The organism is Flavobacterium sp. 3HN19-14 (assembly GCF_051373205.1).
Classification (GTDB): domain Bacteria; phylum Bacteroidota; class Bacteroidia; order Flavobacteriales; family Flavobacteriaceae; genus Flavobacterium.
Genome location: NZ_JBPPZT010000001.1, coordinates 2365334 through 2377738, shown reverse-complemented (window position 1 = coordinate 2377738; position 12405 = coordinate 2365334). Strand labels below are relative to the sequence as shown.

Below are 12405 nucleotides of genomic sequence, written 5' to 3'. Positions count from 1 at the left end.
TCTACCTGACTGCTGCTTTTCCTGTCCGCTGGTTGACTTCGAGTGCTTTCTTAAAATAGGCAATCGCCTTGGCATACTCGCCGCGATAATCGTAAATATTCCCGAGTGTATTCGCCGTTGCCGATAGCCCCCAATCATCATGCAGTTTTTCTGAAAGCGCCAATTCTTCCTGCACATAAGGCATCGCTTTGTTGGGATTGTCGCGGTAAACTTGCGTGACGATCATATTAAGCAGCCTAATTTTAAGCGTGTCAGCCATTGGATCGGCATGGGCACCGAACTCGCGCATCCTTGCTTCATGCTTGGCGATTTCGTTTTTCAGGCTGTCAACAGCTTTCCAGTCTTGTGAAAAAGCTACAGAATGCACAAGGCAAAAAATTGCCAGGCAGCAGAAATAAACGGGGGTATTTATTTTCATGCAGTCGAATTTGTTGCAATGTAAGCAAAAATCTGTTACGCAATTTGGATTTATTTAACAGAGTTTGTACTACAATCTTTCGTTAAATATTGCGCCGCAATCCATTACAAAAAATTAAAAGTAAAAATACCTGATTTAAAAATCGCGTATAAATACCTGTAAACAAAACATTTAACTTCAATAATTTTGAAATCAGATGGAAGCCGTCACCATTTCAAAAAACGGGGCGTTTCTGAAAAGCCTGAGAGTAAGACCAATAAACAAAACAAATCATGGAAGCAAATCCACCAGTAGTTCCGGCTGTTCCGGCACTCCAATTTCCAAACGACTATTATGGCCATAAAGATTGCCCGACAGAATGGTTTTGGCACATCGGTACTCTTGAAGCGGCAGACGGACGCAAATTCGGTTTCGAAATCAACGCCGCCAATTTCAGCATCTTCGGTTTTACGCAGATTGAAATCACAGATGTAAAGAATCAGGTCAATTACCAAAAAGTGAATGTATCTGCCCGCCGCCAAAAGACTGGGCACAAACCGATCCTTCTCAACCGTGGTACGTGACTTTTGAAGGCCCGGCCAACGATAAGACGAATGGCGCTGTTCACATGACTTCAGCCGAAGGCAACAACCCATTGCACATGCTTGTTGATACCACTTTCGTGGATAAAAAACGGTGTTGCCTGCGAGTTGAATCTTGACCTTGAGCAAAAAGGAGAACCATTGAAAGTTTGGGGAACCGGCGGCAGAATTGTCGATCCGAATGGCATCACGCCGCTTTTCAAAAACAACTATTATTATTCTTTTACGAATCTTCATACCAAAGGCACGATTACAATTGGGAGTGAAAAAATCGAAGTGACAGGAATCACCTGGACTAGACACATGAATACGGCTTCTTCCCTACCGGCAAGCAAGGCCCGGTAATCTGGATGCTGCAGGATTTACAACTCGACAACGGGATGACTTTGTCTAATTATACCGAATTTGGCGTCGCACCAAAACTCAACGTTACGATGAATTCAAATGCGACGATTTTGGAGGCAAACGGATCGAGCATTTTCGTACCAAGTAAAACAACACCAATGGGCCAGTTTACACCAGTGCCAAAGGCGTTGATTATTACATGCAATTCAAGGTTGAAATCGACTGCATGCAAATGCAGAACACGACATTTATTGTGCAAAGCCTTCACCCTGACCAGCTTTTTGTTGAAGAAGGCGCCGATGTTTATGAAGGCGTTGGCCAGGTCTGGGCATTCTTTGGAAACAGTAATACGGTTTCAACCGGCAAAGCCTGGATTGAGCAGAATCTCGGAAAATAAACCAACCAAACCATTATAACCACTGACGGCCTGTTTGCGCAGGCCGTTTTTTAAATTTTTAAAACCCCTTATTATGAGTGATATTAAACTAAATTTCATCAATAATTCTAACGACGCCAACAACAGCCAAATCGTTATCTTCCAGAAAAATTATGCCGAAGACAACCTGAATCCCGTCGCGTGGAAAGTCATCCGCGAATGCGGTGCCCGGCATGAACCATCCTTTTACTTACGAATCTTCACTGATGATTTGTGGCAACGACGCTTTCGGCAACTTCACACCGAAGCAACCCGCGGCAGCAATGCAGGCATTTGAAATGGTGCACAGCCCAACAGGCGTCGTACTCCAGCAAGCTGATCATCCTTCTACAGAATTGACTTTAGAAGTCGCCAATCATTTGCAAAAGGGCATTATCGGCATGCATTTTTACCGTAATGGCAGGCTCGTCGCGACAAGAACCGGAATGCCTCCAGGGCAAAAAGGAATATTATTACTACGCCCGTCAATATTTATTGGCGTAGTTTCAGAAATGACTGAAGGCGAAGTCATCAATCAGGCGATTTTAGAGCAGATAAAAACCGAAATCAGCCTTAACGGAATTGTCGGTGCAGATATCGTCATGACTGGCGGCGGCGCAGGCGAAGATGCCGTACCGTTTAGTTTTCGAATTGAAAATGTAATCCGGGAACACTGATTATTTCGTCGCGCTCACTTGCCAAATCCGGTTGGTTTTATCATCGGTAACGAGCAATGAACCGTCAGGCAAAAGCAACAAACCAACCGGTCGGCCACGTGTTTCATCCTTGTCTTGATTGACGACGAACCCGGTCAGGAAATCTTCTGGTTTTCCCGAAGGTTTTCCATCTTTAAAAGGTACGAACATCACTTTATAACCCGAAAGCAATTTGCGGTTCCAGGAACCGTGTTGTGCAATGAACGCACCGTTGCGGTATTTTTCAGGAAAAGATTTTCCGGTGTAAAAAACCAGTCCCAAAGAAGCAGTATGCGAACCCATATCTACATCGGGAACAATAGTTTTCGCTACAAGCGCAGGCTTTCTGTCTTTCACACGCGGATCTTCGTGCTGGCCAAAATAGGAATACGGCCATCCGTAAAAGCCGTTTTCTTTGACTGAAGTGAGATAATCGGGAACCAATTCATCGCCAAGCTCATCGCGTTCGTTAACAACCGTCCATAAGGTTTTCGTACCCGGCGCCCAATCCATACCAACCGGATTTCGCAATCCTGCGGCATAAACGCGCATCGCTGACCCGTCGGGATTCATTTCGAGGATGTCGGCACGAAGCAATTCATTATCAATGCCTTCTTCGGCTACATTCGTACCTGAACCGACTGAAATATAAATTTTCGAATTATCGGCGTTGGCGATGAGATTGCGTGTCCAATGGCGGTTGTGTTTTCCGGCAGGCAAATCGATGATTTTTTCGGGTTTGGAAGTGATTTTCTGAGCGCCGGGTTCGTAACTGTACCGCAAGACCGCATCTGTATTGGCTACATAAAACCATTTTCCAATCAGCAGCATCCCGAAAGGTTGGTTTAATCCATCGGTTTCATCGAGAAAAGTGACTTTCAAATCGGGTTTCCCGTCTTTATCAGTATCGCGAAGCAGCGTAATTTTGTCCGCACTGTGCTTCAGGTTGTTCGACTTCCCTGCGCCAATAAGCGACGCGCCAATTTGTTTTAATACACTGTAATTAGAATTTGCTTGTGCAACAAGAATATCACCATTTGGCAATTGGTACATCCAGCGCGGGTTTTCAAATCCATCGGCAAATAATGTAACTGTGAATCCTGCCGGCGCTTTTGGCGTTTCTCCATTTTTCCAACCAATGACATTGGAGTAATTAGTAATTGATTTTGTAGCGAAAGGTTCGGGCAAATCAGTTTTGCCAGTAGATTGTGCATTGACTAATAGTGGAAGCAAAAATGCAATAAGTATTGGTGTAATATTTTTCATAGCGGTTGTTGTTTGTTTCTTAAAGTTACGAAACAACCGCCGCGAAGAAAACTGTTTTAGTATAAGTTTGGGAATGAAAAATGCCTACATCCTGAATATAACGCTTCATGCAACAGGATAATTCCCGGATAACCCAATGGAAATGTAAACAGGAAATCATTCAATCCCATTAACACGGCAGTGCCAAAATGAAAAGAAAAAATCATCGCCAATGCGATATATAATGGCATGTCATAAGGCAGAAAAAAAGCAATGATTACCGAAAGCATTGTGAAAATCGCTGCATGCGACAATATTTTTTCTAATCGCGGATGCGCCAGTAACAGTTTGGAAAAATTTGGACTTCCGAAAGAATAAGTACCTAATATTCCGGCCAACACGTCGCCTTTACGCCAATACGGCGAAAGCAGTTTCAAAAGTCCGGAAGTTGTATAGGCCAAAAGTACCTGGCATCCTGCAAAATAAAGCGATATTGCTGCGCCGGTATGCTCCTCAAGTAAAAAACAAAGGCTAAAAGACAAATAGCTGATCAGCCTTAATTGGTCTGAACCATCTTTACCGATGCTTCTTATCAGATATGAGTAAAGGTTAATGAAGGTCAGTAACACAAAAAAAATCCGGAAAATCGATATCTCTGAAAGTAGCAATGTCGTGAGCGCTGCCAAAGCCAATACCATCTGCAGACCATGAATAACCAGCCACTTTGAATATTTATTTTTTCTATCAGTGCTTGGATCGGCAAAATCAAGGAATTTTTCAGGAATTCCCAAAAGCTCAGCACCGCAGTGAAAACCTGATATCAGTAAAATGGTAACACTAATTTTATAATATAAAACTACATCCATCATTGTTATAATCTTTGATGTGCGGAAAGGAATAGAATATTGGCAACTTTCACTTCATCAACACCTGCGCTCGTAAGTATGGCAAATCGTATTACTGTGTTGTTATGCTTTACGTGACTGGCAATCAATCGGAGTACATTCAGATAATTTTCTGAAACCAGTATCAGTTTTTTATTTTCAAGGTCGTTGAATTCTGCAATCAGGAAATTAAAGCAATCTATCATTCCTTTATTGTAATATTTAAAAGGATTGTAAAAAAACCGGTTCGCAGTAATACCAATATACAATGGCACCTCAACCCAATCGTTTTCTTCTTCGGGAATGAATTTAAAAACCAAACGGTAATCATTTTCCAAAGGCCTTGGCGCGAAGAAAGAATAGTTGGGTAATATATGCAAAAAATCAAGCCTGCTCAGTTTTCGCTGGAGGCTTTTAATCTGAAACAAAATACTTGCTATTAGAAATATAGCAAGTATTCCGGTTACAAGATAAAACATCGCTCTTAGTTAAGAGATCCGTTCCTTATTTCAAGTAGTTTTTTGAGGTCAGGCATTTCTTCATCAGCCATCGCTTCAAGTTGCGCGAGTACTTCCGGCTTTTTTGGTTTTGCTTTTTTCCACGGCATTACAATCTGGCCCGCTGAGCCTGCAACTGCATCGTGAATGACTTCACCCAATGTTTGGGTGCCTGATGAAGTGACAACATCTGAATTCGCACCGGCCGTTGCATTGGTTATTACACTTGCAATTTTGTTGGCGCCATTTGTAACTGCACTCCAGATACTGCCGATAAAGGTGCCGTTAGTTTCAGCATTGTCACACATAACGGCAATTTTGGCATCTATAGCTGCCAGTTCTGATTGTTGTAAATCGAATTGTTTTTTCATAAAATTTGGTTTTGGTGGTTGGTAATAAATTGGTAATTTCAGGCGTTATAGAATGTTATCGGTAATTTGGCTGTAAAATTTTATACTCGCCTGAACAACACTACATTAACGACCTGAAATATAAGTAATAAATTTTAAAACGCTTCGATTTTACAGCTATTTTTCTTGTTAAATTTTAGCAGAATTTTTAATTATGCAAATCATCATCTTTTTAAACGGAACATCAAGTGCGGGCAAATCGAGTATCGCCGAAAAATTGCGCGAATCCAGCGGCCATCCTTATCTTCATGTCAAATTAGATACATTTTTACGAATGGTAAAATCTGATTATTTTTATGATGATGAAGTTGTCGAAGCCATCGTTCAGGGATTTCATAACAGCCTGTACGGACTCGCAGCAGCAAAGAATTCGATTATTATCGACCATGTATTTCAAGGTGAAGAATGGCTTCCGGCCTGTATTGCAGCACTAGCTGAGTTCAGGGTATATTTTTTTGGAATACATTGTGAACTCGAAACATTAATGAAAAGGGAAGCCGAACGTGGCAACAGACTTATCGGAACTGCAGCTTTCCAGTATGACATTGTTCACCGCGATGCAATTTATGATCTTCTTATTGATACGGACGCCAACGATGTGGAAACCTGTGCACGTGTCATTTCTGATTTTATAGACAAAACGCCCGATCCTGCAGGATGGATAAAAACTGCGCAGCTTTTAAAAGATAAATATGACCGGAAGTAAAAAATTACAATTAATCAATTAGCAAAAAAAAAGCGCAACTTTCGCTGCGCTCGTATATATAATCAAATAAAATCTGTAATTAAAAAATGACTTCAATTTCGTTGAGGTTGATAATCCTTTCGTATTTCACCACTTCAACCTTATTGAGAAATTCTTCAATATATTCGGCTTCAATATCAGAAGCAGGAACTTCCATTTCTCCTTCCGCGGAAGCGATAACCATCACATTGCGGCGCGACGGTACGTAAATGGCCAGCAACAATACACTTACCAAAAGCATTGCATATAAACTATTAACGTGCGTAAGCATCCCAAGCATTCCTACAACAAACGAAATTCCAGCCAGCGCCAACAATGAAATCGATGAAGAAAAATTGTTTTTGCATGAAGTCACTTGTTCCAGCATTATCGCACGGTGCTGCGTCTCTCCATCCTGTTCGTATTGATAGCAAATGCGGTCGGTTGTAAGGGTGACCGCGCCGTTGGCAGATTGCGACACGATTTTTTCGTTGTTAAATAATGGCAGCATGTGAAAGTGATAATGGTTCGGTATAGTAAATTTTACACTTTGCTAAAAACCGTGCAAACTTTACCGATGAATAACACAAAAAGACCGTCGACTGCACCCGAGCAGGTAAAAATACCTAATCGAAATGTAGCAGCTGCACGTTAATAAATTATAATAACCATAACATTCTTATCACACTGGAAAAGCCAGTGTCTATAAGCCCTTACCAAAAGTAAACTCCTGTCCGCCCTGCTGCAATACCAAAAGTTTTTTTTCGGTGTTGAAAATAAGTTTAATTCCGTATTGAGTATATTCAAATACATCTTTTGCGGTTGCTTCCATATTGGCGGGGCGTTGTCCATCGGGTGTGATGACGAGCGTAGCGTTGTTCTTTGTAACCGTCAATTTAAAGGGCAATTGCGGGCAGCTGTATACACCCAGATATTGGTCAAGATCGGCACTCGTAAGCGCAATGGTGTTAAAGGTCGGGATGTTGAATGATTTTCCGTAATAAGCACTGAGCACTGCAATCATCACGCTGTTGTTTTCATAAGTATTCCCGTTGGAAGTCAGCGCTATAGCGAGTTGATCGTCGCCAAAATATGTCAGCACCGAGCTGAATCCGTCAATACTTCCGGTATGCCCAGGCTTTTTTTGTCGTAGAAAGGCGTCTCGAAAACACCGCTGCCATAACCATCTTTTATGGATGTCATTACACCAAGACTTTTTTCATTAATGATTTTTTTATCGAATAAAGCTTTGATGAAAACGGTCAGGTCGCTAGGTGTAGAAACGATTCCGCCCGCGCCCATCGGGACAGACATATCGGTTTCGGGTTCCTTTTCCCATTTGGTGGTGAAGCTATAGGAGAAATTTTCATTTTTCTTCAAATCGGTTTTACCACCGAAATAGGTGTTTTTGAGGCCAAGCGGTTTCAGGATTTTTTCGTCGAGGATTGCTTTGTATGGTTTTTTATAGGCTTTCTGTAAAATATAACTCAGCAATACATAATTGGAATTACTGTATTCTGCTTTAGAATCAGGCTTAAAATCACTTTTGCTTTTGGTGATGATGGCCACCAATTCGGCTTCGGTTTTCGGCTTCGTAAAATAAAGCTGATAATCTTCGTCAACCGTTAGGTTATGAATGCCGCTGCGGTGGTTCAGCAAATTTGCGATGGTGATGGTTTTCGAATTTTCGATATTAGGAAAATAAGCATAAATGACTTGCGCCAAATCGAGTTTTCCTTCCTCAACAGCTTTAAAAACCAGGGTTGCCGTGAACATTTTGGAAATGGAACCAATCCTGTATTTAGAAGCGACAGTCGATTTTTTTCCGCTTTCGATATCATCTTTCCCGATGGCGCGCGTATATATCGGCACACCCTTTTCAGTAATAGCAATACTTCCCATGAATTTATCCTTTGCTTCAAGGATATTGAAAAGGCTGTCGATTTTTACCGTATCCAGCTTTTGGGAAAATCGGAAAATGACAGTAATAGAAATGCGATTGTGATTTTGTTTTTCATATTGATTGTTGATTGCAATTATTTGTTTCCGGCCTCGGCCGTGAATTTTTCATACTTTTGCATTATAAAACTCCACCAATGCACACAAGAACACCGCAAGAGCCGATAATGGGTAAATATACCAAAACTTACTTTATCATTACTTTCCTGATTGCATTAACGGCGGCGGCTTATGTGTCTTATGGCATGTTCTTTTCTAAGCCAAAAACGGAAAAAACCGCGAAACCGTTAGGATAATTCCCTGATGAGGATATAAATTCCCATCGCCAATACAAACCAGCCGAAGCCTTTCTTCAATTTCGCGCCTTCTATTTTTCTGGCCAATGAAAGTCCGATGAATATTCCTGATACAGCCGCAGTTGTAAAATAAATCAGTAATTTCCAGTCGATAGCTGCGTGTTGCTGCAAATCGCCTGCGAAACCAATCAGTGATTGTAAAGCGACAATGCATAACGAAGTACCCACTGCAGGTTTCATTTTTGTATTGCCCAAAATCACGAGTGCCGGAACAATCAGGAAACCTCCACCCGCGCCTACCAATCCGGCGATTAAACCGATACCAATTCCCAGAACAAAAATCAGCGGGTAATTGAGCGGCTTATTTTCAGTAGCGATTTCGACAGGTTGTTTGCGCAGCATCATATAGGAAGAAAGCAACATTACTATGGCAAATAACACCATCAATGCAATCCCTTTTGTTATAAAGAAATTTTCGGTTACAACAATTTTCAACGGAATCATCCCAACGAGATAAATACGCGTGAGAAACACCGCCACAACCGACGGAATCCCGAAAACCAGTACTTTATTAAAGTCGATATTCCTGTCAAAAATATTGCGGATGGTGCCGACGGTAGCGGTTGTGCCTACAACAAAAAGCGAATAAGCCGCTGCCAATACCGGAGAAACGCCCATCACATACACCAGAATCGGAACAGTAAGAATAGAGCCGCCACTGCCCATAAGGCCAAGGGAAATCCCCACCAAAATGGCTAAGATATATCCGGCAAGCTGGCTGATTTCCATGTGAGAATTTTTTAGGTGTTTAGCTTTGCCGAACTTAAGGGTTTTTCACATCAATAACAACATAAAAAAATCCCAAATTCCAAGATTGAAATTTCAGCCTTGTAATTTGGGATTTGATATTGAAGTTGATATTGATATTTATTCAAAGTATTCAAACGCATCAATAATATCAAGATAAACGCCGTCAAAATGCGCGTCTGTGATTTTTTTCAGGTAAGAATCGTTGTTGCCGTAAATGATATGCTGCCAGTCAGAATTCCAGTATTGCACTTTGTAATTGCCCGGCCAGTCCGGGTTTTCGGCTTTCAGCCATTCCGGTTTATTGGAACTCCACGCCGGATTCCAGTAATAGCGGTAATCTTCAGCTTCCCCAATCGACATATAACAGATTACAAGTCGCGCGCCACCGTTGGCTTTTGTTTTTAGCGAATCAATATCGGAAGCAGTCAAAGCTTCACCGTTAAAAAATAAATCGATGATCAGTGCGTCATAATTCGTGGATTTTGCCGCGTTGATGAAAGCGGTTTTTGTTACGTAATTTTCCGGATTTACAAGGAAGATAAAATTCTTCGCCTGTTGTAAAGTATTGATGTTATTGGTGTTTTCATTGTAAATCGGTGTCGGATGATTCGGAATCACATTCAGTGCGCGTTCACTTGCGGCGAAAGAAATATAGCCGAATGCGTTGTTGATATCATAAGACATGTCCATTTTATCGTGCGTCGAGCAATAATCTGTCGCAAGGATTATATTGCCTTGGTTATTCGAAATATCAAGGAACGTTTTCAGGTAAGAAGTCACTGCGCCCGGCGTTGCAATATCGTCATTATCATATCCGAAATTCAGGTCTTCCTGCCCGTTCCCGTCGATGGCGTCGAGATAAGCGGTTGCCGGACTTCCGCTTTCCAGCCCGTTTGTTGTGACGAGTTCTATACCATTCTGCGGAATTATGGCAAATGATGGATCGATCGCTTTTGCATATTGGCTGATGCCGATGACGAAGTTGCGCATATCTTGTTTGTAATCGCGTACTTCTGCAGGCGTTTCTGTGTCTGACGAGGTGCAGGAAGCAAAAAGAATTCCCAGTAAAATGATGGTTATCGCGTTTTTCATCATAAAATAGCTTTTCATATTAACTAAATTCATTATGCTTTATTGCCAAAGGTGCATTTTATAAGTGTATCAAAATTCAATTTAATGCGGAATTAAAACTTTAACAATTTTTACGGCTTTCCCGCAACCTAAAAAACCCCATTCTTTCGTAGGGACTGCATAGCCCCTTCCCTGAAGGTAAAATACAATTTTTTTCGACACCTTGTGTTACGGAAACGCCGTAGTTTTTGTTAAATTTTCTTGTGGAGATTATCATGCACAATTTTAAGATTACGCATTTCCTAAAAATTGAGCGTTGATGAAAACTCAAATGCGGTTGATTTTTTTTATTACATTAGCCACCTTAAATAAATCTAAATGAGAAAAATACTGCTGTTATTGATTTTACCTTTATTCGTGCAAGCTCAGGATCCAAAAGATATTTTAGATAGAATTACGATGGTGCAATCAATTGTGAATAATCCGGGCGGCCAGATGGTTTTCAGTCAGACAAAGGCCTGGTGCACGGAGTTCCTGAATTTCAATGACGAGCAATATGCCGCTGCAGATGAGCTTTTTCATGCGCAATATGATGATTTGGAACTTGTTTACAAGAAATATGAAATCAGCCAGTCGCCTGAAAGTCTTTTGGCGTTAATTGTTGTTTTCGTGAAACAGGAACAATATTTCCGCAATTCACTAACGCCCGATCAATTGGAATCGTATTTTGACCATTTTGAAACCGTAAAAGACAATAAAGTCCAGAAGAATAAAGCTTTCAATACGCTGTTTATGTCTAATGAGCTTATCGCGCAGTATCTTGACCAACTTAAGGAAAAAGATTGTCGTTGCGGGAAGTGACACATTTCTGCAAATGAGTCGTTGTTAAGAACTTTTAGGCTTGATTTAATAATTAATATGTGTAGAATTTTCAATACAATCGGTTCATTATCGGACATTCAACTTAAACTTGTCAATAACGGAATCGATGATTTTACATCTTTACAACAATTACTTGCTTTCGAAAGTCAATCCGTTTTAACTGAACAAGAGTTAATTTCAGAACATTCAAAAATAATATCGAATGAGGAGAATGAGCTAAGAAACCAAATTTTTGAAATACAGGAAAATTATCGCCTCAAAAAGGCAAACTTCATTTCAAGTGAAAATCAGAAATTAGAAATTCTCTATAATCAAATTTCATATTTGACTGAGCCTGAAAGCGCATTAGTTCCAATTGTAAAAGATTATTTAAAGCACTTTATTATATGGTGTAAAATATGGAAAATCCAATTAAAATTATTTGCAAAACAACCAAGAATAAATTTTACTGATGAAAAAGCTGTAGTTGAAAAGCAAAAGCGCCTCGATTACATCAATCAATATTATGATATGGCTGTAAATCAAAGTTGTTACTCAACATTACACCGGATACAGAAAAAACGTGAAATAATAAATTCAGTTCGAAATTCAGTTTTTGGTGCTCAAGGTGAGTATGAAGTTGAAAAAATGCTTAAAGAACTTTCGAATGATTATGTATTGATCAACAACTTTTGCTATTCATTCAATTCGTCCCTTTATTATCGTAACGAAAATCAATATATTTCATCGATTCAGATTGATCATATTTTAATTGCTCCAAATGGCATTTATGTTATTGAAACCAAACATTGGAGTAAAGAATCAATTAATAATGAACAGTTGCGCTCTCCTATAGATCAAATTAAACGTTTAAATTTCGCTTTATATGTAATTTTATCTAACGCTGTTTCAAAAGCAAATATCCAAATTGATACACATCGTTGGGGAACGAAAAAATTACCTTTACGAAATATTGTGGTGTTCACGCGATCTGTTCCAAATGCAGAATTTGAATTTGTAAAGATTCTTGGGTTAAACCAACTTCTTTCTTATATCAGATATTTTAATCCATTGTTTACTCAATCTGAAATTGAAAGTATAAGTAGTTATCTATTATCGATTTCCGAATCTAAAAATATCATAAGTAAACTAAATATTTAAAAGTTCTTAATGACGTTTGTAACAAAAGCTGCT

20 protein-coding genes are annotated in these 12405 nt (G+C 40.1%); 9 read left to right on the top strand and 11 right to left on the bottom strand.

Annotated features, from left to right (window positions below; genetic code table 11):
- Position 1: 1 nt before the first annotated feature.
- Positions 2–418 (bottom strand): tetratricopeptide repeat protein, encoded by a 417-nt coding sequence (locus tag ACSLFW_RS12865; protein WP_436556075.1) that lies wholly within the window; start codon positions 416–418, stop codon positions 2–4.
- Between the two features lie 272 nt (positions 419–690).
- On the opposite strand from ACSLFW_RS12865, the gene ACSLFW_RS12860 reads away from it, so the two are divergent.
- The gene (locus tag ACSLFW_RS12860; protein WP_436556074.1) at positions 691–981 is read left to right on the top strand and encodes a hypothetical protein; all 291 of its coding nucleotides are present in this window, start codon (positions 691–693) and stop codon (positions 979–981) included.
- Positions 982–1065: 84 nt separating this feature from the next.
- A complete protein-coding gene (locus ACSLFW_RS12855) occupies positions 1066–1344 on the top strand; it encodes a lipocalin-like domain-containing protein (RefSeq protein WP_436556073.1) in 279 nt (92 codons plus the stop codon).
- 49 nt (positions 1345–1393) lie between these two features.
- Here ACSLFW_RS12855 and ACSLFW_RS12850 read toward each other — a convergent pair whose 3' ends face one another.
- Complete coding sequence (locus ACSLFW_RS12850; RefSeq protein WP_436556072.1) at positions 1394–1549, bottom strand: hypothetical protein; 156 nt, start codon at positions 1547–1549, stop codon at positions 1394–1396.
- Between the two features lie 21 nt (positions 1550–1570).
- On the opposite strand from ACSLFW_RS12850, the gene ACSLFW_RS12845 reads away from it, so the two are divergent.
- The 3 genes from ACSLFW_RS12845 (at position 1571) to ACSLFW_RS12835 (ending at position 2436) form a co-directional block, all read left to right on the top strand.
- Complete coding sequence (locus tag ACSLFW_RS12845) at positions 1571–1741, top strand: hypothetical protein (protein WP_436556071.1); 171 nt, start codon at positions 1571–1573, stop codon at positions 1739–1741.
- Positions 1742–1814: 73 nt separating this feature from the next.
- Positions 1815–2057 carry a hypothetical protein gene (locus ACSLFW_RS12840; RefSeq protein ID WP_436556070.1) on the top strand — a complete coding sequence of 81 codons (243 nt, stop codon included), beginning with the start codon at positions 1815–1817 and terminating at the stop codon, positions 2055–2057.
- Positions 2044–2436 (top strand): hypothetical protein, encoded by a 393-nt coding sequence (locus ACSLFW_RS12835; RefSeq protein ID WP_436556069.1) that lies wholly within the window; start codon positions 2044–2046, stop codon positions 2434–2436. Before ACSLFW_RS12840 ends, ACSLFW_RS12835 begins: the two co-directional genes overlap by 14 nt.
- Here the strand turns inward: ACSLFW_RS12835 and ACSLFW_RS12830 are convergent, their stop codons facing one another.
- Genes ACSLFW_RS12830 through ACSLFW_RS12815 form a run of 4 tightly spaced genes read right to left on the bottom strand, consistent with a single transcriptional unit; the run spans position 2437 to position 5451 of the window.
- Entirely contained in the window at positions 2437–3720 is a 1284-nt protein-coding gene (locus ACSLFW_RS12830) for a PQQ-dependent sugar dehydrogenase (RefSeq protein ID WP_436556068.1), read from the bottom strand.
- 56 nt (positions 3721–3776) lie between these two features.
- The gene (locus ACSLFW_RS12825; protein WP_436556067.1) at positions 3777–4568 is read right to left on the bottom strand and encodes a hypothetical protein; all 792 of its coding nucleotides are present in this window, start codon (positions 4566–4568) and stop codon (positions 3777–3779) included.
- A 2-nt stretch (positions 4569–4570) separates the two neighbouring features.
- Entirely contained in the window at positions 4571–5011 is a 441-nt protein-coding gene (locus ACSLFW_RS12820; RefSeq protein WP_436556066.1) for a hypothetical protein, read from the bottom strand.
- A 56-nt stretch (positions 5012–5067) separates the two neighbouring features.
- Positions 5068–5451, bottom strand: a complete 384-nt coding sequence (locus ACSLFW_RS12815; RefSeq protein ID WP_436556065.1) for a hypothetical protein — start codon at positions 5449–5451, stop codon at positions 5068–5070.
- 193 nt (positions 5452–5644) lie between these two features.
- Between ACSLFW_RS12815 and ACSLFW_RS12810 the strand changes: the two genes are divergently transcribed.
- On the top strand, positions 5645–6196 hold the full coding sequence (locus ACSLFW_RS12810; protein ID WP_436556064.1) for a chloramphenicol phosphotransferase CPT family protein: 552 nt from the start codon (positions 5645–5647) through the stop codon (positions 6194–6196).
- Between the two features lie 79 nt (positions 6197–6275).
- Here the strand turns inward: ACSLFW_RS12810 and ACSLFW_RS12805 are convergent, their stop codons facing one another.
- From ACSLFW_RS12805 to ACSLFW_RS12795, 3 genes are all read right to left on the bottom strand, one after another.
- A complete protein-coding gene (locus ACSLFW_RS12805) occupies positions 6276–6725 on the bottom strand; it encodes a hypothetical protein (RefSeq protein WP_436556063.1) in 450 nt (149 codons plus the stop codon).
- A gap of 192 nt (positions 6726–6917) precedes the next feature.
- Positions 6918–7316 carry a hypothetical protein gene (locus tag ACSLFW_RS12800; RefSeq protein ID WP_436556062.1) on the bottom strand — a complete coding sequence of 133 codons (399 nt, stop codon included), beginning with the start codon at positions 7314–7316 and terminating at the stop codon, positions 6918–6920.
- Entirely contained in the window at positions 7310–8116 is an 807-nt protein-coding gene (locus ACSLFW_RS12795) for a serine hydrolase domain-containing protein (protein WP_436556061.1), read from the bottom strand. Before ACSLFW_RS12795 ends, ACSLFW_RS12800 begins: the two co-directional genes overlap by 7 nt.
- A gap of 194 nt (positions 8117–8310) precedes the next feature.
- Between ACSLFW_RS12795 and ACSLFW_RS12790 the strand changes: the two genes are divergently transcribed.
- On the top strand, positions 8311–8469 hold the full coding sequence (locus ACSLFW_RS12790; protein WP_436556060.1) for a hypothetical protein: 159 nt from the start codon (positions 8311–8313) through the stop codon (positions 8467–8469).
- Here ACSLFW_RS12790 and ACSLFW_RS12785 read toward each other — a convergent pair.
- Positions 8461–9258, bottom strand: a complete 798-nt coding sequence (locus tag ACSLFW_RS12785; protein WP_436556059.1) for a sulfite exporter TauE/SafE family protein — start codon at positions 9256–9258, stop codon at positions 8461–8463. The genes ACSLFW_RS12790 and ACSLFW_RS12785 overlap by 9 nt on opposite strands.
- Before the next feature lie 138 nt (positions 9259–9396).
- Entirely contained in the window at positions 9397–10389 is a 993-nt protein-coding gene (locus tag ACSLFW_RS12780; RefSeq protein WP_436556058.1) for an endo alpha-1,4 polygalactosaminidase, read from the bottom strand.
- 339 nt (positions 10390–10728) lie between these two features.
- Between ACSLFW_RS12780 and ACSLFW_RS12775 the strand changes: the two genes are divergently transcribed.
- Both ACSLFW_RS12775 and ACSLFW_RS12770 read left to right on the top strand, forming a co-directional pair.
- A complete protein-coding gene (locus ACSLFW_RS12775; RefSeq protein ID WP_436556057.1) occupies positions 10729–11211 on the top strand; it encodes a hypothetical protein in 483 nt (160 codons plus the stop codon).
- Between the two features lie 21 nt (positions 11212–11232).
- Positions 11233–12372 carry a nuclease-related domain-containing protein gene (locus tag ACSLFW_RS12770; RefSeq protein WP_436556056.1) on the top strand — a complete coding sequence of 380 codons (1140 nt, stop codon included), beginning with the start codon at positions 11233–11235 and terminating at the stop codon, positions 12370–12372.
- The last annotated feature ends 33 nt before the right edge of the window (positions 12373–12405 follow it).